16 protein-coding genes and 2 pseudogenes are annotated in these 23,178 nt (G+C 37.3%); 3 read left to right on the top strand and 15 right to left on the bottom strand.

From position 1 onward, the window contains the following. Nucleotides 1-171: 171 nt before the first annotated feature. Nucleotides 172-1,659: a glycosyltransferase gene (locus EL101_RS01645; protein WP_164715557.1), complete on the bottom strand. Its 1,488-nt coding sequence runs from the start codon at nt 1,657-1,659 to the stop codon at nt 172-174. 602 nt (nt 1,660-2,261) lie between these two features. Here EL101_RS01645 and EL101_RS01640 point away from each other — a divergent pair. Beyond that, nucleotides 2,262-4,433: a bifunctional glycosyltransferase/CDP-glycerol:glycerophosphate glycerophosphotransferase gene (locus EL101_RS01640; protein ID WP_096596409.1), complete on the top strand. Its 2,172-nt coding sequence runs from the start codon at nt 2,262-2,264 to the stop codon at nt 4,431-4,433. Between the two features lie 190 nt (nt 4,434-4,623). Continuing rightward, nucleotides 4,624-6,795 (top strand): bifunctional glycosyltransferase/CDP-glycerol:glycerophosphate glycerophosphotransferase, encoded by a 2,172-nt coding sequence (locus EL101_RS01635; protein ID WP_167706557.1) that lies wholly within the window; start codon nt 4,624-4,626, stop codon nt 6,793-6,795. 184 nt (nt 6,796-6,979) lie between these two features. On the opposite strand, the gene EL101_RS01630 is transcribed toward EL101_RS01635, so the two are convergent. From EL101_RS01630 to EL101_RS01565, 14 genes and pseudogenes are all read right to left on the bottom strand, one after another. Beyond that, nucleotides 6,980-7,669, bottom strand: coding sequence for an ABC transporter ATP-binding protein (locus EL101_RS01630; RefSeq protein WP_096596407.1), 690 nt, complete (start codon nt 7,667-7,669; stop codon nt 6,980-6,982). Further along, entirely contained in the window at nt 7,662-8,438 is a 777-nt protein-coding gene (locus tag EL101_RS01625) for an ATP-binding cassette domain-containing protein (RefSeq protein ID WP_096596406.1), read from the bottom strand. The genes EL101_RS01630 and EL101_RS01625 overlap by 8 nt, the downstream gene beginning before the upstream one ends. Beyond that, the gene (nikC, locus tag EL101_RS01620) at nt 8,431-9,255 is read right to left on the bottom strand and encodes a nickel transporter permease (protein WP_096596405.1); all 825 of its coding nucleotides are present in this window, start codon (nt 9,253-9,255) and stop codon (nt 8,431-8,433) included. The genes EL101_RS01625 and nikC overlap by 8 nt, the downstream gene beginning before the upstream one ends. Beyond that, nucleotides 9,252-10,238, bottom strand: coding sequence for a nickel ABC transporter permease (gene nikB / locus EL101_RS01615; protein ID WP_096596404.1), 987 nt, complete (start codon nt 10,236-10,238; stop codon nt 9,252-9,254). The genes nikC and nikB overlap by 4 nt, the downstream gene beginning before the upstream one ends. Then, entirely contained in the window at nt 10,228-11,724 is a 1,497-nt protein-coding gene (gene nikA / locus EL101_RS01610; RefSeq protein WP_096596403.1) for a nickel ABC transporter substrate-binding protein, read from the bottom strand. The genes nikB and nikA overlap by 11 nt, the downstream gene beginning before the upstream one ends. Before the next feature lie 103 nt (nt 11,725-11,827). Further along, a complete protein-coding gene (locus tag EL101_RS01605) occupies nt 11,828-12,556 on the bottom strand; it encodes an epoxyqueuosine reductase QueH (RefSeq protein ID WP_096556831.1) in 729 nt (242 codons plus the stop codon). Between the two features lie 249 nt (nt 12,557-12,805). Then, entirely contained in the window at nt 12,806-13,246 is a 441-nt protein-coding gene (locus EL101_RS01600) for a protein-export chaperone SecB (protein WP_096541881.1), read from the bottom strand. Further along, the gene (locus EL101_RS01595) at nt 13,246-13,542 is read right to left on the bottom strand and encodes a transcription termination factor NusB (RefSeq protein ID WP_096541879.1); all 297 of its coding nucleotides are present in this window, start codon (nt 13,540-13,542) and stop codon (nt 13,246-13,248) included. Before EL101_RS01595 ends, EL101_RS01600 begins: the two co-directional genes overlap by 1 nt. Before the next feature lie 26 nt (nt 13,543-13,568). After that, complete coding sequence (locus EL101_RS01590) at nt 13,569-14,135, bottom strand: hypothetical protein (RefSeq protein WP_096596402.1); 567 nt, start codon at nt 14,133-14,135, stop codon at nt 13,569-13,571. Nucleotides 14,136-14,315: 180 nt separating this feature from the next. Beyond that, nucleotides 14,316-15,458, bottom strand: coding sequence for an IS200/IS605 family element RNA-guided endonuclease TnpB (tnpB, locus tag EL101_RS01585; protein ID WP_126489869.1), 1,143 nt, complete (start codon nt 15,456-15,458; stop codon nt 14,316-14,318). Nucleotides 15,459-15,472: 14 nt separating this feature from the next. Continuing rightward, nucleotides 15,473-15,746 (bottom strand): annotated as a pseudogene (gene tnpA / locus EL101_RS01580) (IS200/IS605 family transposase). A gap of 393 nt (nt 15,747-16,139) precedes the next feature. Continuing rightward, a complete protein-coding gene (locus tag EL101_RS01575) occupies nt 16,140-16,769 on the bottom strand; it encodes a class I SAM-dependent methyltransferase (protein ID WP_096596401.1) in 630 nt (209 codons plus the stop codon). Nucleotides 16,770-17,166: 397 nt separating this feature from the next. After that, nucleotides 17,167-17,583: pseudogene (locus EL101_RS01570) on the bottom strand (halocin C8 precursor-like protein); the annotation flags it as partial. Nucleotides 17,584-17,692: 109 nt separating this feature from the next. Further along, nucleotides 17,693-20,527 (bottom strand): YhgE/Pip domain-containing protein, encoded by a 2,835-nt coding sequence (locus EL101_RS01565; RefSeq protein ID WP_096596399.1) that lies wholly within the window; start codon nt 20,525-20,527, stop codon nt 17,693-17,695. A gap of 327 nt (nt 20,528-20,854) precedes the next feature. Between EL101_RS01565 and EL101_RS01560 the strand changes: the two genes are divergently transcribed. Beyond that, a complete protein-coding gene (locus EL101_RS01560; protein ID WP_096596398.1) occupies nt 20,855-22,924 on the top strand; it encodes an amidase domain-containing protein in 2,070 nt (689 codons plus the stop codon). Nucleotides 22,925-23,178 lie beyond the last annotated feature (254 nt).

Genomic DNA, 23,178 nt, shown 5'->3' with positions numbered 1-23,178 from the left:
TTTTGTTGAGACACCTTAAAACAAATATATTTAAAAAACGAGATTGAGACACCTAACATCTCAACCTCGCTTATTTATAGTATGAAGCGTACAACAATGAGACTTTCATTCAATATTCGTACACTTCATGATTAAGTGATACTATTTTAATTTGATGGCTATTGCATGATTTTATTCCACTGACTGAAGAAGCGCTGCATATTTTTCTGCTGCATGCTGTATGGCAAACCGGTCATCTAACTTCACATCAGTAATAGGGTGCTCCGTAATTTTCATCATTTTATCTGCTAAATCTTCAATATTTTGTGATTCTACGAGATAACCATTTTCACCATTTTTAATCATTTCTCTCGGTCCATAACGAATATCGTATGCAAGTACTGGACATCCATTATTAATACTTTCCATCACAGATAATGAAAAGCCTTCAAATTGACTGGTAAGCAATGATGCGACGTGTTGACTAAACACTTTATCCGGTTGATTCGTTTTGCCATGAAATTGAACTTTATCACCCAAATTAAGCTCACGAATAGCTTGTTCCATTTGCTCTACAGGACGGCTTTCTCCATGACCATAAATATCTAAACCGTAATCATATCCCGCTTCTTGATAAATTTTAAAAGCTTTTAAAATATGTGAGAGTTGTTTATTCTCATCAATACGACCAATATATAAGAAGCGTGGTTTCCTTTCAACGTGTTGCGGTTCTTGAATCGTCATGAAATGTGGCAAGACTGAGATCCGTTGCGCCGATATATTAAAATCTTCTATCATTTCTTGTTTTTGTTGCTCTGTTAATACGACAATTTGATCAATTTCGTCCGCTCTCTGATTAATAATTCCGAAACTTTTTTTAATACTATCATCAACATTTTTATGACTACTGTGAATCATAAAAATTTTTTTAATCGGCTGTGATACGTTTAAAATCGCACGGTCTAACAAACGCGCATCATTGAATACTTTAGCACCAGCTTCAATTACATTTTCGAAAAAATAAGTGAAAAAGTCTTTCTCATCATCAAAGGCATGCGTAATATTTCCATTTTGATATAGGTAAATATGAGAAACTTTATTCCCTTTAAAATGACGAATACAATAGACTTCACCATCACGATCATACAATGTTTCACTTAATTTAAAGTTATCTTTTTTATCATACAAAATAACACGATGTAAATAACCATATTCATTGTATTCTCGACGCTCTAATTTATGTTTTTGACTCGGTATCATCACATCTTCAATATGCAAAATGCCTAACGTAACGTCATAGTATTTCCTATACAACATATAAGTATCCCCTTTGTAGTAACGGAAAACTTTAGCATCTTTTTTACTTTGTTGATAAGTTAAGCCTTTTATTTCAATCGGTATTTCATGATATTTAGGCTTCTTTTTAAATTTCGTATACGGGAATTGCTCAATTTTCCCATTTGTAAACCATTCATAAATGTTCACGACTTTTGTATCTTCACTTAAAATTTGACGTTCTCTAAACCGCTCAATCACTCGCGAATAATTTGGGTTATAATTCGTAGTCAAAATCGTATGTGGTTCTTGGAAATGATTTTCCATAAATTGAATTCTTTTTAATAGTGACTTCGTACGTCCACCATGAACTTCCGGTAGCGTCGATGTAATAGTATAAAGCATAGCCGCCTCCTCATTCTTTTTGTACATAGCGCATTGATAAAATCCAAATCACTCTCGTTAACATGGTTCTGTCATTTGACATCCCTTCCCTATGACATAAAAAGAAAATTGAGTAACAGTCATGCCATTGCTCAATTTATCTGTAGTTTCTGTTATGAATATGTATATCGATATCATGCGTTGCTATCTCCACATACTAGCCATATATTGAATGTGCAACTACAAGTTTTCATTCGACGTTAACACTAGAGCTATGTTTAGTTTTAATCTCATCATCTCTTTAACTCAAAATCCGCTAGTTCCTCTATCACTTTTCTACCTTTCAAAACATCAATAAATATATTCCAAAACTAGAATATTACTTATATAAACCCTATTTTACATGATTTCAAACACGAAACATACAGCCATTTAAAATAATAGTTTACAATTATCAATAATTATTCTATTTTGGATTACAACACATCATTGTATAAAATGATTATTCTATTCATTCTGAGAAATTTTAAAATTATTAAGCTAATTTTGATTTATTGCTACTTTTGATTAAATGTTAATGATATAATACCAAATGTTAAAAGATTACTGAAAGGATGATCCTTATGCATGCACTATCCATTATAGTGCCATTTTACAACTCAGAGGAGTACATCACAGAGTGTATCAGTTATATTAAACGTCAACGTAATCAAGACTTCGAGCTTATTCTTGTCAATGATGGTTCCACGGATCGCAGTGAACCTTTACTCGATGAAGCTTTAGCAGATTACGATAAAAAAGTAAAATACATTAAATTAGAAACAAACCAAGGTCATGCGCATGCGCGTAATGTAGGGATGCAAGCTGTTGAAACACCTTACTTTATGTTTGTCGATGCTGATGATAAATTGGCAACTTATGCTGTTAACTTTTATTTAAAACATATTCAAAGCTTTGACGGCCTCATTGCACCTGTACACGAATTTGCATTGAATATGCCACAATTCGTCGATCAAGACCGTGTGCAAATCAAATATTTAGATACAACAAGTAATCCTAATTCATTTTTAAGAAAAAACACAGCATGTAATATCATCTTTAAAACGGGTATCGTAAAAGGCCACAATCTTCAATTTAACGAATCATTAAAAGTGTATACAGATTGGTCATTTATTTTAGATTATGTTCAATACGCACAAAACTTCATTCGCGTGACGCATTTCCCATTTTATTTCAAAGGTGAAGTGTATGATCCGTTTGAAACGAATACTTTGTCTGAACAAAACTTTGATTTCTTATTTGAAGACTATGCCAAAAGCTTTATAGATGCGTTGTCTCGTGTGAAAAATAAACAAACGCGCACATTTATTAAACAGCGCATGCTCAATACATTACATAACGACTTTTCACCGAACTTACGTGAAACTGCTCAGCGCTTTGCGACACATCAAGATGCACTCGCTCAAGTGGTCCGTCACCTTGGTGTAGACATTCTGAAAGAGCATAAAATATTGTTCACTCTTGAAGCCTTTGCTTTAGCATTCAGAAAAATAGGATGGGCTTCAAGTATTAACCGATTGCGTTTTGTGATGCGTCATGCCAAACGTGTCGTATTACGTCAAAAAGGTAAAGAACGTTCTCAATATTTCTTAACCGATAAAGAAGAAAATGTGAATAAAAAAACAGTTGTCTTTGAATCGTTTGGTGGAAAAAATTATAGCGACAGTCCAAAATACATTTATGAATATATGAAAGACCATTATCCTGAACTGAACTACAAATGGGTGTTCAAACAACCAGAATATAACGTTGTCCCAGGAGAAGTTGAGAAAGTTGAAAAAAATTCAAAAGCGTATTATCAAGCGTATTCAGAAGCAAAATTCTGGGTGTCTAATGCACGTATTCCATTGTTCTTAAATAAAAAGCCAAACCAAATTTACATTCAAACTTGGCACGGCACACCTTTAAAACGTCTTGCCAATGATATGAAAGTTGTCAGAATGCCAGGTACAACAACTGCACTGTATAAACGTAATTTCCATAAAGAATCTTCACGTTGGGACCACTTAGTGTCACCGAACCGTTATTCAACAGAAATTTTCCGTACTGCATTTTGGATGCCACCGGAAAAAGTGTTAGAAATCGGCTACCCACGTAACGACATTTTAGTGAATCGTGCAGATGATACCGCGTTACAACAAAGCATCAAAGAAGAACTCAACATTCCTGAAGGCAAAAAAATCATCATGTACGCACCGACATGGCGTGATGACGAATTCATTAAAAAAGGCCAATATACGTTTGAATTGAAAATTGATCTGCCCCGTTTACAGCAAGAATTAGGCGATGAATATGTCATTTTATTACGTATGCACTATTTGATTGCCAACGCCCTTGATTTAAACGGTTATGAAGATTTTGCGATTGATGTGTCGAATTATAATGATATTTCGAAGCTGTACTTAATTAGTGACTGCTTGATTACAGATTACTCTTCAGTGATGTTCGACTACGGTATTTTGAAACGACCACAATTTTTCTTTGCTTATGACATTGAAAAATATGATAAAAATTTACGTGGTTTCTACATTGATTACCATAAAGATTTACCAGGTCCAATTTATACAGAACCGGGTGCATTGATTGAAGGATTAAAGCAATTAGATGCGGTTAAATCGGAGTACAAAACTCGAATTGACGCGTTTTATAATCGTTTCTGTTCAATTGAAAACGGACGTGCGTCACAATATATCGGCGACATGATTTATAACGAAATTCAGAAAAACTTAGACTAATATTCAAAAGATGGAGTCATTGCGATGGCTTCATCTTTTTTATTTAGGAAATGCTTTTATGTCTACATCATTCTATCATTTTCCGTTCTTTTAAAATAATAATGATGTTTCATTTTAAATTTAGTATTGCAATTGTTTATTGTGCTAAAATAAGTCTATATAGCCACACAAGATTCGGAAGGATGATTGGATAATGAAACTGAGTATTATAATTCCGTTTTATAATGAATCGGATCACATTACAGATTGTATCAATGCGATTAAAAAACAACGTAACCAAAATTTCGAATTGATTCTGATTAATGATGGGTCAACAGACAGTAGCGAAACATTGTTAAATAAGGCATTAGCTGACTATGATAAAAAAGTGACCTATATCAAATTTAAAGATAACCATGGCCATGCGCATGCACGTAACGTGGGGATCCAAGCTGTGACAACGCCCTACTTTATGTTTGTTGATGCAGATGATCAACTTGCGAGTTATGCCGTCCACTTTTATTTAAAATATTTACAACAGTTTGATGGCCTCGTTGCGCCGGTGGATGACTTTTCACTTAACCCACCACAATATGTGCATCAAGACCACGTGAAAATCAATTACTTAACAGTAGAACGTGAACCACAGGCGTTTTTGCGACAAAATACTGCATGTAACATCATTTTCAAAACGAGTATTGTACACGCACATCAAATTCAATTTAACGAAAACTTACGCTTCTATGTCGATCAATCGTTTATTTTAGATTATCTACAGTATGCTGAACGTTTTGTTGAAATCAGTCATTTCCCATTTTATTTTAGAGGTGAAGTGTATGACCCATTCAATACAACGACACTTTCCGAACAAAATGCTGACGTTCTTTTTGAAGATTACTGTCACAGTTTTAGCGATGCACTTTCACGCGTACACAACAACACATTGCGTCAATGGATTAAGCAAAATATGATCATGCGCCTACATCAAGAATTTAGTCCCAATGAAAGCGACACTGTTGAGCGTATCAAAATGCATCAAGACAACCTTTCACAAGTCGTCCATCAGCTCGGTTTCTCACTTTTAAAAGAGAAAAAGTTGTTGTTCTTAGTCGAAATGTTAGGTTTAGCGATGAACAAATCAGAATTCGCATTAAAAGTGAACCATTTTCGTTTTATTACACGACATGTAAAAAATATCGTCCGACGTCATCGGCTTCAAGACCGCTCACGTTATTTTCTCACTGATAAAGTTGATAATGTGAACACAAAGACGGTTGTTTTTGAATCATTTGGTGGTAAAAATTATAGCGATAGCCCGAAATACATTTATGAATATATGAAAGATCATTATCCAGAATTGAATTATCGTTGGGTGTTTACAAATCCAGAAACAAACCGTGTGCCTGGTGAAGCGCTCAAAGTGAAGAAAAATTCAGCTGCTTATTATCAAGCGTATTCAGAAGCAAAAGTTTGGGTTTCTAATGCACGTCTCCCACTATTTTTGAATAAAAAAGAAAATCAAACTTACATTCAAACTTGGCACGGGACACCTTTAAAACGGCTTGCGAATGATATGAAAGTCGTCAGAATGCCAGGCACAACAACGCCATTGTATAAACGGAATTTCCATAAAGAAACGTCACGTTGGGATTACTTAATCTCACCGAACCGATATTCATCTGAAATTTTCCAAACTGCATTTTGGATGCCACCGGAGAAAACTTTAGAAATTGGTTATCCTCGCAATGATATTTTAGTCAATCGTGCGGATGATGTTGCATTACAAGCTGAAATTCGTGAAGAACTCAACATTCCAGAAGGTAAAAAAATCATCATGTATGCACCGACATGGCGTGATGATGAGTTTGTTAAAAAAGGGCGTTATACTTTTAAACTTAAGATTGATTTGGCCCGTTTGCAAGAAACGATAGGCGATGACTACGTCGTTCTTTTACGTATGCATTATTTGATTGCCGATGCTTTAGATTTAAAAGGTTTTGAAGATTTTGCGATTGATGTATCGAATTATAATGACATTTCAAGGCTGTATTTAATTAGTGACTGTTTGATTACGGATTACTCTTCAGTCATGTTTGATTACGGCATTTTGAAGCGACCGCAACTGTTTTTTCCTTATGATATTGAAAAATATGCGTCAGAATTACGTGGTTTTTATATCGACTACCATACTGATTTACCAGGCCCTATTTACACAGATTCAGACGCATTAATTGAAGGGTTGAAAAATATTGAGCAACTTCGTGAAACATATCAAGACAAGATTGAAGCGTTTCATCAACGTTTTTGTTCAAGCGAAAATGGTCGTGCATCACAGTATATCGGTGACATGATCTATAAAGAAATTCAGAAAAGTTTAGATTAATACAAAAAAGATGAAGCCATTGCCTTGGCTTCATCTTTTTTAATACATATTAATAATATTACCGTCATGGACCCATGTTTTGTGACATTTCTGCATTACTTCTAACTTCTCGCTAAACAGTGCTGGCAGTCGCATTTTCACCCCAAGCATGTGCATATGAAAGCATCACCTGCTAACATTTCCTTCAATCATATAACGACAACAATGTCTTCGTATAAACATCCCGCGCTTCGTCAAACAGTTCAACTATCGGAAATGCATCGACGACACGACCTTGACGCATCACCACAATGCGTGAGACCCATTTTTGTAGAAATGCTAAATCATGGGAAATGACGACCATGGCGCATTGTGTCCGTTCGGCATGTCGTTTTAACTGCTGAGCCATTCGATCTTCTGCAATAACATCTAAATTTGCGGTTATTTCATCACAAATTAACAAGTCTGGTTGCAACATCAATGTGCGGATGACGTTGAAACGTTGCAATTGTCCCCCGCTCAATGCATTCGGATACCGCTTCATCCATTCATGAGACAATCCCATCGATGTCATCAATTCATCGCGATAATGTTGATGTGCTTGACGCTGTGATGCCTCATAAGCTAACGCCTCATTTAAAGCACGCGCGATGGTCATCTTAGGGTTAAACGCATAGCTCGCATGTTGTAAAATCGGTAGGACACGTTGAAATGTGGATGTCACTTGACCTCGTTGGGCACGCAATTCACCTAACATCACATGCGCCAATGTAGATTTTCCAGACCCACTTTCACCGACGATGCCCACGATTTCATGCGGTCCGATTTCTAATGACACATCATCTAACGCGGTGACCTCTTTATACTGTACGGTGATATGCTCTAATTTAATCATTTGACTCACCCTGTTTTAACTGACTTCGATGTTCAAATAATAGTGCACTGTACGGATGGATATTGGTCGATTTGAAATAAGCATCATCACCCTGATCCATGATACGCCCACGTTGCAGCACATACAGATAATCGCTGAACCGTTTCACATGGGTTAAATTATGCGTCACGACCAATAACGTCACGTCGTGTGCTTCAGCAAGATGGTGCAGCAACGTCATGATTTGGTGACCTGTTACAGCATCTAATGCAGCAGTAGGTTCGTCCGCGATAATAAGTGTCGGTTCTAACATCATGACGCTCGCAATAAGGACGCGTTCCAGTTGCCCTCCTGACAGCATGAAGCGATACCGTTTACGCAAATCGAGATGGTCTAATCCTACCCATTGCAGTGCTTTTTGAACTTGGTGCACCGCTTCTTGACGAGATACCTTGTAATGCTGACGATAAATCCCAATGAGCTGCTTCTCAATCGGCGTATGGTCATTAAAACTATGCGTATAATCTTGTGAAATATACCCGACTTGTTTGCCTAAATAGGGCTTCAATGACGTGACACTTTGTCCATGATAATGCCATTCATCGTACGTCATCTCAAAATGCTCCGGTAAAGCACCGAGTAGCGCCTTAATTAATATACTTTTCCCCGCACCACTTTCACCAATCAAGACATTTACTTTTGAAGCATAAAGGGTCATATCGAGACTTTCTATGACATGACGTTCACCTTGAGATACCGTTAAGTTGTGTAGGTCTAATATCTTATTCATGTCTACGATGCTCCTCTTGTGTAAAATGATCGCGTAACGCATCGCCAGTCAATTGGAAAATTAAAATCGTCACGGCTATCATCACGGCAGGCGTAAACAACAATATCGGATTGGAAGTCATAAAGTCCCGACCTGCATTTAACATCGCGCCCCATTCCGGTGATGGCGGTTGTGCCCCTAATCCTAAAAATGATAACGATGAAATATAGAGAATGTTTTTCCCGAAATCCACTGTCGCTACCACTAAAATAGATGGCAAAACATGTGGAACAAAATGACGTAACATCATGCGATACGTTGGAACCCGATACAATTTAGCCATACGAATATAGTCCATTTCACGAATACTCGCCACAATCGTACGGGTCAATCTTGTATACGTCATCCAACGTAACAACACCATCGCCCAGACAATATTCCAAATACTCGGCTTCAACAAACTTGCCATTGCAATAATGAGCACAAATTCTGGAATACTGAGACCGATATCGACAATGCGCATGATTATTTTTTCGACCTTCCCTTTAAAAAAGCCCGCAATCATACCGATAGGCACACCGATAACGACCGTCATGACGAGTGTCACCAAACTCACAAGTAGCGTATAGCGTGCACCGATAATAAGGCGTGCGAACAAGTCCCGTCCATAGTCATCTGTCCCTAACCAATGCATCGAACTGATCGGTAAAAACTGGTCGCTCAACTTCACTTCTAACGCAGCTTGTGTGGAAACAAAAAATTGTGCAATGATGAGTACCACGACGTATAGTGCACATATCCATACCATTTTCGGTAATTGTCGTAACTGTTTCATCATTGCGACACCTCGTATGTTGACGTTGGCGTGTGTGTATCACCTTTGTCAGTTTTCAGATAGCGCTGTTTCGGATCTAAAAAGAGGACAATCGTGTCGCTCACCAAATTTGACAGCACTACGATAATGCCTAACATGAGCACAATCCCTTGAATGACGGGATAATCTCTTGCCCGAATACTATCGACTAAAAACTGCCCAATCCCTGGAATACCGAACACATTTTCAATAACGACTGTACCACCGATTAAGCTCCCAATAGAAAGGCCTAAAATGGTGACCACAGGGACGAGTGCCGGCTTTAAAATATTAGTCATAAAAATATAGCGCGCCGATAAACCTCTTAAACGTGAGGCGGCCACTTCACGACTACGATATAAATCCATCACATTAGCACGCATTAAACGTACGTAATAGGCACTCATTCCGATACTCATCGCAATGACCGGTAACACCAATTGCGCGGGCGAACCGTAACCTGACACGGGTAAAAGTTTAAAATGTAACGCAAAAATGTGCAGCAGTATCATCCCTAAAAAGAACGACGGAATACTGACGGTCACCGATGTTACAGCGCGTATGGTCCGATCGAGCTTACCGTTCGGATGACGTGCTGCCACAACCCCTAAAGGAAGGGCAGTCGCCATCACCACAATAATGGTCAATATCGCAATCATCATTGTCGGTGGTGCATAAAAGCCAATTTCTTCCAATACTGGGCGTCCTGTTTGATAACTTGTCCCAAAATCGAACTGTACAATTTGGCCTATCCAACGAAAATATTGAACAAACCACGCATCATTCAAACCATAAGCCGCACGTGTCGCTTCTATCGCCGATTGTGAAACATTCGATTCCCCAACATGCAAAATTTGATTCACTGGGTCCCCAGGTGTCATTTTCATTAAAATAAATGTTATCGTCGACAGCACCCAGAGCACCACAATCATTTTCACGATAGCAAAAACAAACCGCTTAATCCGCATTTTTCATATCAACCTTATCATCGACTAAATAAATGCCGTCAGGGGTCGCTTTGAAGTTTGTGACCTCTTTGTTTAAGCCCTCAACGGTATCGTTATACGTAATGTAACTTGCTGGAATGTCTTGTGCAGCTTTATCAATAATGTCATTTGAAAGTGATTCACGTTGCGCTTTATCTACAGTATGATTCAATGTGTTAATCATGTCTGTCACTTCTTTATTTTTGTAGTCGCCTTTATTGCTTGAACCCTCTTCATGAAACGCTTGATTGAAGAAGTAACCTGTATCCCCGCGCGGAATCGTACCAAAGCTATACATTGTCGCATCCCATTGTGAGCGGTCTGCTAAGTAGCCTTCGATATCGTCAACATTGCGAATTTCAATATCAATATGTGCTTTTTTCGCATCAGATTGAATCACTTGTGCCATTTTAGGAAGTTCTGGACGGCCTTCGTATGTCGCGAGTTGAATTTTGAGTGGATGTGCATCACTATAACCGGCATCTTCCATCAACTTTTTCGCCCCTTCAATATCTTGTTCTTGGACTTTATGTTGTTTAATAAAGTCTAAGCTATCATTGAATGGACCTGTCGCCGGTTTGGCATAACCGTTTGACACGTCTTTTGCCAGTCCTTTACGATCAATGATTTTATCCAATGCTTCACGGACATCATGCGTCATTTTGGCACTATCTTGATTGTAGATCATCATTTGCGTACGGTAACCGGACACATGCGACACTTTTGTATCACCTTTCTCCTCGAGTTGTTTCACTCGATTCACAGGCACGTCCGTAATTAAATCCGCTTCACCAGATTGTAAATGACTGACACGTGCATTCCCGTCTTCTTGATAAGTCACAGTAACGCCATCAAGTTTAGGTTGACCGTTCCAATATTCATCATTACGATCAAGCGTTATTTTTTGAGAACGTCGATAATCTTTAATTTGATATGGTCCTGTTCCCACTGGCTTTGCATCGATATCTGTTTTTGCATCCGCATCAAATATAGCGACATACGGATTGGCCAATTCCGAAGCAAGCTCTGGATAGGCCTCTTTCGTAGTAATCGTTACTTTTTGACCATCCGCTTCAATAGATTTAATTGGTAACGTTGATTTTACAAAATCGCTCTCTTTCAATGCTTGTTCTAAACTTTCTTTCACTTTCTGTCCTGTTAATTTTTCACCATTTTGGAACTTCACATCATCTTTAACCGTTAATTCCAATTTTTCAGGAGTAACCTGTTTAAAGTCTTTAGCCAACCACGGCTGTACTTCACCCTCTTGAGATACTTTGAATAAAGACTCTAATGCGCCTGCTCTAACAGAGACATCGGTTTCATACGGAGCAATCGATGTCGTCTTCAAAGGCATCTCAATATCCAACACCTTATGATTGGCATTGCGGTCACCTGACCCCGTACCACAACTTGCCAACAATAATGATATCGTTGTTAAAACAGCGAGTGAACATTTCAATTTCATACGATAAACGCCTTCTTTCTCTATAATTAGCCTAACTCACTATTAATGCTAATATTATATCAGAAAAATATTCATCATATAAAACCGTTTAGTTTGGTTGCCCTTAATTTTTATTTTCTAATTGTTCTAAAAATAACTTTGCTTGTTGGTTAATCGTTTTGAAATCAATACCTTGTTGTTGTGCAGCAAACACACAGCCACAATAACATTGACGGAAAATGTCATAATCTTGACACATCGTAATTGAACGTTCATAGCCTTTATTTTTCTTAAAGTCACTCGGTAAATATTTCACATCATACAATTGTTGCACGTCTAAACCAATTTCATTAATCAACTGTGCATTTTTCTTTGGAGATAATGTAATCGCACTGCCAAAATAATCATAGCCAAGTTCTACCGCCGCTTCTGCCACCATTTCTAAACGCATACCAAAACATGCCGAACATCTCGCACCACCCTCAGGTTCTTCTGTCAAACCCCGAGATTTCGCCATTTTCATAAATTCATGCGGCTCATATGGTGCTTCGATATAGCGGACATTGTTGCCTGTTCTTTCATTAAAATCACGTACAAATTGCTCTTGAACACGCGCACGTCGCAAATATTCATTTTTCGGATGAATGTTCGGATTCGCAAAATAAATGGACACATCCGCGTATTCCGTTAAAAACTCTAACGTATACGTACTACATGGTGCACAACAACTATGTAACAAAATTGAAGGACGCGCGTTTTCACGTTCCCAATTGACAATCATCTTACGTAACACTTTATCGTAATTGATCTTTTGATTTTTCATTTTTTCTAAAATTTGTTCCGCTTGAATCATAGGACTCCCCCACTTCGAAATCTTATCTCTTTTCAATAAAACCAATATATCACAAAATTTCTTACAATGTATGACGATTTTCACCAATAAAAAAGCAGCCATCCAACATCGGATCACTGCTATAAAGTATCATCTATAAATGAATCACTTATTCAATACCCTCATTCACAAGACTTTTTCTAATTTTAGCAATACTACAAATACAAGAAAAACAAACTATCATTTGTAAATAATGATTCACGTATATTCTTATCTTTCTAACTCTAAAATTTCAATCTTATTGTTTTCTTTCATAACCTTGGCTATATTAGCTACAGGCATAATAAAAGTATCGAATGAATTAGCTTTCGAAGTAATATCAGAAACTAAACTACGTATATAAGGATATAGTATTGCAATTGCATTTTGAGAAAGTAATTCCTTGAGTTGCTCTATATCTTGTTCATCATCTTTTTCAAATTCAATATCAAATACACCAGTTAATTCAACATTTATAATAAACGGGCAACTAATATCATCATTACCTATTTGACAATCCATAATAATGTAAGCTTGATTATCTTCAAAAGCTATTTTTGCAGAAAAATCACTTTCAACTTCGAATCTGTCAATGTTCTCAATCTCCAAGTTTTCATTAACTCTATAACTGAAATTTCTGAAATTGTAATTTTTAAAACCTATGCTAGCCATTATGATGCTACTCCTAATCCTTTATCAATATCAAATTTGCTAAAGTCTTTAATGTCCTTTTCATATCTTAAATCCCTAGTCATTTCATTTATTCTTATTTTATGGTTAATCGTCAAAGAAATGGATGAAAAATGTTTAGGTTGATTTAAATATGATTTTTCACTATTATTAATTAGTTTAGTAAAGTCAACTTTTAACAACTCAGATGGAAGTATATTGAGTAAATGCTTTCTTATAGTTACCTTATCTAATTTGATGTTCTGGTCATTAATATAGTTATTTAATTTCAAACCCATACCATATCACTCCAATTCAAATTATATTACCATAATTCTTTACAAATACTTTTTTTCTTTATTGCACTGTATTCTCTCAAACATAACTCTTTATCATTTGGAATATTAGACCTTTTTCTCTGTTTGCTCATATCAAATTGAGTGTATGTTTCTTTCATAATGGCTTTCACATCAATGTCATACGCCCTTATCATTATTTCAAGCACTAAGCCATCTATATTCCCTCTATTTTTAGTGTTATTCTCGATAAGATGATCTAGTTCATTATATATGTCTTCTTCATTTTCATCAATAAACAAGTTGAAAATATCTTGATTAACTTGGTCATCTAAATCTAAAACTTTATCCTGCTCAAGGTCCAATTCCATTTCAACAATTATTTTATTTTTGTACTTCGGTTTCCACCTAGATAAGTATTTCTTTGCATTTTCAATCGCCTCTCCTGTTTTGTTTACCCTATCTATAAAGAAATAAAGTCCATTTCCTAAATCACAAGGCAAAGTCTGAGAAGAGAATTCTTTATCTTTGTCTAAAGAATCAAAGTGACTCTTATCCGTACCATGATAACCTCTAAAATTTGTTTTGAGACACATAGTATTACTCCTTATAACACAAGTGAACTACTCACCACTTAGCTAAAACCTAAAAGTTCTTAACGCTTGAAGTGGGAGCTTCTTGGGAATAGAGCGTACTTGTAAGTGTATTTCTTTACTAACAGAGGTTTCTCTTATTGACCAAGCTATCCCCGTAGCCCCTACGGTTATCGGTCTTTTCTAAGCTAATGTTTGCATTCGTAGCCCTTCGGTCAAAATATTGATGCTCGCGTTGATATCTCGGTCATGGTGAGCATGGCAAATAGGACAAGACCATTCTCGAATTTTGAGATTTTTCTTGCCATCATTATGTCCGCACTCTGAACAGACTTGACTTGATGGAAACCATTTATCAATCTTGACTATTTCACGTCCATACCAGTTAGCTTTGTATTGTAGCTTAGTCACAAAGCTAGACCATGACACATCAGAAATGCTTTTAGCCAGTTTATGATTTCGCAACATACCTTTTGTGTTTAAGTCTTCAATACAGATCATATCGTGATTTTTGATAATCTCTGTACTCAACTTGTTTAGAAAGTCAGTGCGTTGATTCATTACTTTTTCATGTAGTCGTGCAACTTTCTGTTTTTGTTTCTGGTAGTTTTTGGCTTCAAAGAGATGGATCCCCTTCTTTTTGGCTAACAGGGCACGTCTCGACAACTTACGTTGTTCACGTTTTAGTTTCTGTGCCATTTTCGAAGTGAACTTATTATTATCAATCTTTTGACCGTCAGAAAAAATGGCAAAATGAGTGATTCCAAGGTCAATTCCAATTGCAGAATTAGTTTTAGGAAACTCGGCAACTTCTTCTTTGCACAACAAAGAAACATAGTATTTACCGCTTGAACGGCGTGATATTGTAGCTGATTTGATCATACCTTTAGGTTGTCTATGAAGCTTTATTTTAACTAATGACTTCAACTTAGGAACTTTGATGAATTTATTATCAATCAAGGAAATTGTGCCATTTTGATTATTAGTGGTATAACTTTGAACGGGATTCTTCTTACTTTTGAACCGGGGAAATCCAACAGATTTATTTCTAAAGAAATTCTTATATGCCTTGTCTAAATTGAGTTGTGCATTAGCCAAGGCAAGGCTATCTACTTCCTTCAAAAATGGGAATTCATTCTTATATTTAGCTGGTGTCGGGAACTTCATTTTTTTAGAAGAAACATGCTTAGTTTCTTCATAAGCTTTCATTCGATCATCAAGCATGAGATTGTAGACCTTACGGACACAACCGAAAGACTTAGCGAAGAAAATTTTTTGTTCTTCAGTTGGATAGATTCTAAATTTATATGCTTTGAATCGTTCCATAAGCTACCACCTCTCTATTTATGATTATAACCTTGATTATGAATATATTTTTTTATAACGTCAATTGGCACTTTTATAGGTATTGATGAATTTTGTCAATTCTGTTTTTGGTTGTGCTTTGAACATAATATGAACATGGTCTTTATCATGATTCCACGCAACTAGAGTCATATGATAAGACACTGCAATTCGTACAAAAGTTGTTTTAGCAAATTCAGAAATTTTATCATCAATCACTTGTCTACGGTATTGAGTGACCAACACAAGATGATAATAGAGAAGAAACACCGAATGATTATTAGTATCTCATTTCATGTTATATCAACTCACTTCTTATATAGACTGAGTATAACATAGAACAAAACAAAAAGGAGATGAGCCTTGCATGTCGGTTTTCGAGTTACCAACGGCATTCATCACCCATCTATAGAGGATGGGAGACTCCTGCCTGAATTAAGTTAAACAAATGAAATATATTTTCTATTTCTCATTATTTTTTCAATATTCTTATTCACCTTTAACAACGTATAATTGTGTAATAAAAAATAAATTACATTATAGTTCGGATTTCTATTGATTTTCACCAATAAAAAAGCAGCCATCCAACATCGGATCACTGCTTTACTGATAAATTGAGATATGCCATACAAACCAGTTCAAATCTTTATATCAGGCAACGTACTAAAACGTGATGCGCACACGCCATGCAAATGTATTCAATTGCTCAAATTCAACTTTGCCACCTACGGACTCAACAATTGACGCAAGCTCATCTTTAAAAGGATAGTATTCCGTCTCTAAATCCTCGACTAAATTGATATGGCCCTTATCACGATATTTCTTAATCATACGCGCTTTGTCCGCCTCAGACTCAAACAGCGTATCAACGAGCATCACTTGACCCTCGTCTGTTAAAAATGATTTCAAATATGTCAGCGCCTCTCGTTTACTATCATGATTTAAGTGATGAAAGGCAAATGTAGACACGATTGTATCGAAGTGTGCGTCAACAGGAATATTCAAAAAGTGGCCATCCAACACGTGTAAACCTTCTTTTTGATTGGCAATCATCCGCATGTCTTCTGAAGGATCAATGGCTGTGACATCGAACCCCTGATGGATAAGCCGCTGTGTTAAATTACCTGTGCCGGCACCAATCTCAAGTACACGGCCCGATGATAATGCAACCACACCTTCTAACATTGTTGTGTAACCGTCAAACACATCTTCATACTCATTATCATTGCCAGTGTTAAATACCGTTTCATCATAACGCTCTGCCCATTTTTCAAACACGTCCATAAACTCCATGATTATCCCCTTTTCAATTCCTAGTATTTCGATATGTATTATATACTAATCAACAACTATTGCCAACCTCAAAAAGAAGAAAATACAATTAATTACAAATTCTAAAAATAAAAAGCACAGTGCAAAAGGGCGTCACAACCTTTGCACTGCACTTGATATAATGACTCATTGACTACTCAAAAAAGAAATATGCTTTTGATAGTTACTAAAGCGTTAAATGTCTGAATTGACGTCTTTTACATTTAAATTGAGTTATACTTCTTTTAATAAGTGTACGTCGAGTTCATTTCACTGTTTCCAAAATTATTACTTCTTTTTATTAAAATACATCAATGTAATGACAATAGAGTACACAAAAAGAAATATCATTATAAACATTGTCATGTAATCACCTTTCCTATTTACAAATGTAGTTCGTTGCACCAGTACAACCAAGAGATGTTATTAGACCACAAATTGCGGCTAATGAAAATCCTCCCCAACCGGTAGTGATAGCTAATGCAACAGCTACTGCCCAACATCCCCCTGCTCCGCCAGTACCACATAACGCACCAACTGCCCATTCACACCAGCCACGTTCTTTGGGTGGTAGGTTTTTAAAAGATTCTTCTTCAATTTTATCTTTAGATGTAATTTTAAAATTTTTATCATAGTAGTGACCTCTTTGATCTATATTAAACTCATAGTATGGTTTATTATTTAAAATACCCTTCACATTAATATATTTTTTATTACCATGTTTAACGAACTTTGAATACAACATGTGATTATAAAAAACCTCTTCGTTCGCCTCATTATATTTCAATTCAATCAAGCGTTAGTTAGTTGAGAGATCAGCACCTCGGAAAGCGTAGCACGGTTGAGCAATCGCAAATGTTAACACCAAAAACAATATTCAAAAAACATTCCTGATTTCAAAATCATTATTCCAACACGTCGCTCTTCTCGGCCTTCTCTGCCAATCCTTGTGCTAATGGGTCTAAATACGGTTTTCCTATCAAGCCCACCAAGAAGAAGCCCACACCAAATAAAGTAAGCATCGTCAACTTATACGTTAAAATTTGTGGCACAGGTCCACCCACTGCTTCTCTCAATGCATCAATACTGTAAGAGAATGGCAAGAATGGATGAATACTTTGGAAAAATTGCGGCGTCACTTCAATTGGGAATGTTCCGCCACCCCCAGCAATTTGTAATACAAGTAAGACGATAGCCAATGCTTTACCTGGATTTCCTAATACTGAAACTAATGTATATACAATCGTTGTAAATATCAGTGCGGAATACATACTAATCGCAATAAAGAGTGGCTCTGATTCAATGGATGCTTTTAAAATCACAATATCTCCAATAGAGACGATCGTTGCTTGTGTGATATTCATTAATAAGAAAAGTCCCATTTTACCTAGATACGTTTCGCGAATGGTCAAATACGGTTTTAACTCTTGATGTTTATTGTGTACTGACAACAAGCTGACAAGTAGCAATGCGCCGACCCAAATCGCTAATGCCGTATAGAATGGTGTACTCGCTGATCCATAATCTTTAACTGGGAAAACATCCTCTTTTTGTAAATCGACTGGACTCGCAATGACACCGGCTTGTTTTTTCAAGTCATTACGCAATAAGTCAATTAAATCTTCTATCGTATTTTCTTTATCAAGTTGTTTAAAAATACCGTCTGCCTTTTGTAAATCTTTTTCAACTTTGGGTAAATCATTTCTCGCAAATTCCGCTAAACGATGTAATGTTTCTTTCGCTTTCGGTTGATTTGTATCTAAAATATTACGCAAACGGTCATATTGTGCGAATGCTTCTGGTAATTTTTCATTTACTGTGGCAGTCGCATCAGAAACACGTCCTTCCACTCTTGGCAAGTCATTTTCGACAAAGTTGGATGCTTCAGCGACCTTTTGACGAAATTGTGGAAAATACGCTTGGGCTGCTTTCATAGCGTCAATATATGCTGCTTCCACGCGAGGCAACGTGTCACTTAATTGGTGTAGGCGTTGTTGCCCTTCAGTTAAAAATTGCTGTCCTTGTTGCATCGCGCTGTTCAACTGGTTCAGACGCTGCTGTACATTGTCCAAAGTCGTTGCCCCTTGATTTAATGCTGCGCCTAATCTGTTAGAAATGTCGTGTAATGTTTGCGCAAAATCTCCACGAAGGTATTTTCCAACAGCGTTTAACTGATCTTTTGCTTTCGATAGACTATCCAATACGTCTGCAGCTTCTGCTTGACCAGAGTTACCTGCTGAGATCGCATCCTTTAATGCATTTAACCGCTTTGTTCGTTGTTCAATATCTTCTTGCACTGTTTTGAGTCGTGATTGGGCATCAGATAAATCGACACCTTCACTTTTTTCAATGTTTGCTAAATAAGCTCTATAATCACGAATCGTTTTCGTCGCGTTATTCATGCGTGCAATGAGATGATTTAACGGCGATTCAAATTGTTTCGGATCTTTGGCGCTCAAAATACCATAACTTAAGTGTTCTGCCGTGTCTAAATCTGCAGACGTTGCATTTAATTGCTTTTCTACTGCTTGATTCACTTGTTGCAAAGTATCCCCATACGCCGTCGTCATCGTTTGCGCATCTTCAGGTGAAATGATGTGACCCGCTGGAACGTTGGCACCGTCTCCTTGTGTCGTCGTACTCATTGCTGCGGTACGATATGCCATACCTTGTGTGCTTTGCGGTGCTGTTGCAGTCGCATTTTGCGCATTTTCTCCTACTGCTTGATTCACCGCACTTGCACGGTCTACGCCATTTTGAAGCACGTTCACGCGTTGTTCTACTGCAGGCAATAGCTGTTGAATTTCGTTCAGTTTCACAAGTGCTTGATCTGTACCTGCAATGGCATGGTCCACCCCATCGTTAATCTCTGGGAAATGATTAGGCACACCACTCGCCACTTGGAGCACACGCTCAATGTCTGGCATCGCTTGATTGAGTGACACAATGAGTTTGGCACGCTCGTTAATGGCTGGGATGCTCGCGTTCAGTTGATTTAAACGCTCTGTTGCTGTCACTGCATCATCTTTATATTGATCTAGCGCTCTAAATTTGTCCGCGTATTGATCGATTTGGTCTTGGTTTTCATCTAAATAAATCAATGTTTTACGGAACTTTTCGATTTTTGGCAATGCGTTATTTGCCGCATAAATGCCATCTCTGACTTTATGATAGTTTGGCAATTGGTCTTCAAGTTTAATGCCGATACGATTGGCTTCATCTAATAAAGCTTTCGTCACCGTCTCGTTAAATTTTTTGTTCGCATTTCTCACTATTTCACTTGAGCCTGCATCCGTCATTTTAGGTGCAATCGCGTTCAACTTCTGATTCACTTTATATTCGACTTCAGCTTGTTGAGGGTCTTTACGCACAATTCCAGTCACTTGATGTGTGAATTTTTCTGGAATATAAATCGCTGCGTAATATTTCCCCATTTTTAATTCGCGATCCGCCTTTTCTCGACTCACCATTTGCCAATCAAAATGGTCGTCTTTCCGCAAAGTCTCTTCTATTTGATTCCCGACATTAATTTTTTTATTGCGTACTGTATCGCCTTTATCCTCGTTGACAACTGCAATTTTAATGCCGTCTGTATTCGAATACGGATCCCAAGTTGCTTCGAGGTTGAACCACGCATAAAAAGAAGGCAGTATCGCTAACCCTAAAATCAGTACCATCGCTCCAGGTGTTTTAGCAATTTTTTTAATATCCGTCAGAAAAAGTTTGATGGCATTCTTCATTTTTTCACCTCAATATTTTGTGAAACACTTTATTATTTACTTTCATTCATGTAATATAAAATATGTATAACAATTGCAAAATTTCGTTATTTTTATTTTTAAGTTAACACGCATCAACGAAATGCAAGACATCTTTTAGTATAACAAGTTCTTTAGCATTTTGCATACCTTTGTATAAACGGAATGCCTTTGATAATGATGAATCAAACACGTTAAACTCACATCATGTCACTTCCCCTTGTGACCCGAGTCGTGCCATTATCATTGTGCATTTCAACCCTGTTTTACACATCAATTACTGCGCTTTTTTAAGAAAGGAGTCTTAACTTGAATAAGAAATTCATTTATACAGGGTTGTTAAGTACTGCATTGCTCATCCCTTCTGTCACACCTCAATGGGCTGTTGCAGCAACACCTCAAACTGAAGATGTACCTAAAGATCAAAAAGTGGATGATCATGATCAAGATGTCGCGTCAGACGAAACACGTGACGACCACAAAACACAATCTCAATCATCAGATAAAAAAGAAACAGCAAAACGCAAATCATCAAAAACAAGCGAGAAAACGACTTCACAACGACATGATTCAAAAAAGGTTAATCTTTTCGACATCACATCCCCTTTGCATTCACAGTTGAAATCGTCTTCATCGTCTCATACAGATTGGTTTGGCCAACTGTTTCACTCTACATTAAGTGAAACAACAGACGCGGCTCAGCATACATATCCAGCGCCAACTAATGATGCGACATCAACACCAACACAATCATCGACGCCTGAAAATCGAGACTTTTTCGAGCAACTTCAAGCGATACTGAGCGGTGATGAAGACAGCAAAAATGATACGACAACTTCAACTGATGACGCACCATCATCAGAACAAGCAACGATCGAATCACCTTCAACTGAACAGCGAGACAGTGCTGAAGAAAATGAACCACCTTCACACAACACGGAGACTTCGAATGAACAGCCCTCAACTGAAGATGCGACAACTTCAAAAGGAAACGAGGCTACATCAGAAGACACATCCGAAGCACCACCTGTGAATGACGATAGTACAACTGAAAAGTCATCAACAACGGAAGAAGCACCAGCTACAGAAGATAAACAAACAGAAGAGCATATGCCATCAAATCGTGACGACACGACTTCGAATCAACAAACTGAAAACAATCAAAATGATGCGATGATTGATGCATTGTTAGACGAATATAGCGAAAAAGCTGAACAAACGCATCATGGGCATCAACAACAAAAAGAGGTGAATGAGCCAACTTCAACGTCAAAATCGGAAAAACACGAAGCGCAAATCCCTGATCCTGACACTTTCAAGTCGTCACGAGAACAAGCGCCGACACAATCCTATCAAAACGAGGCAGATAGAAAGCAAACGCGTCAAACGACACTGTTTGAAACAATGCCCGATTCTGATACGGCTACAAATGACTCAGGAACAATGCGTGTCGTCCCACAATCATCAACACGTGAGTTCATTAATGACATTGCGAAAGATGCACATGATATCGGTCAACAAGAAGACATCTATGCCTCTATCATGATTGCTCAAGCGATTTTAGAATCTGACTCTGGTAAAAGTGAATTATCACGCGAACCTTATTTCAACTTGTTTGGTATTAAAGGCAGCTATCAAGGGGAATCCGCACATTTCAAAACTTTGGAATCAGATGGCGAACAATTGTATGAAATCGATGCTGCTTTTAGAAAATATCCAGATCACAAAGCGTCCTTACAAGATTATGCCGATTTAATTAAAGGAGGCATTGACGGTAATCCGAATATCTATGAAGACGTATGGAAAAGTCATAGTTCAAGTTATCACGATGCCGCTTCAGCACTCGTTGGTACATATGCGACAGATCCACAATATGACCAAAAGTTAGAAGCTTTAATTGAAGCGTACGATTTAACACGTTTTGACCAAGATGACATGCCAGATTTATTAGATGAGAACGATGACAACGAAACTGCGAAAAGCGATGGCAGTGCCTTCAAACCATTTGCGATAACTGCAGACTCACCATATCCTTATGGTCAATGTACGTGGTATGTGTACAATCGTATGGCACAATTTGACATTCACATTTCAGGTATGATGGGCAATGCCGCTGATTGGACTTATTCTGCACTGACACAAGGTTATAGCGTATCAAGCAAACCAAAAGTACACAGCGCAGTCGTCTTTAATCCGAATGAATTAGGTGCAGATCGTTATTACGGTCACGTCGCCTTCGTTGAGAAAGTGAATCGTGACGGTTCTATCGTCGTATCAGAATCTAATGTCAAAGGACTCGGTGTCATTTCATTCCGTACAATTGATGCAAAAGATGCCACACAATTGGATTACATTAGCGGTGACTTAGCAACTGAATAAAAACTTTTACTCTAAGAATGGGGATGGGACATTAAAGTTTCCTCAGCTCCTTTACTATATTTTGTTGTGTATACCAAGGGATGGGGCTTGAAAAAATTAAGCCTCAAGCCATACATAGATTGCATATTCATTAATGACTTTAGAACAGTCGGAAAATGATGGCTAATGGGATAGAAAAAATTGATGCTATTGTTTTCTTGATTTCATACACTTGCCCTCAGTTTCGCTGTATTTCATATAAGATTGTCCAGAGG

This window comes from Staphylococcus delphini, from assembly GCF_900636325.1.
Lineage (GTDB): Bacteria > Bacillota > Bacilli > Staphylococcales > Staphylococcaceae > Staphylococcus > Staphylococcus delphini.
This window is presented reverse-complemented; position numbering and strand designations above follow the sequence as displayed.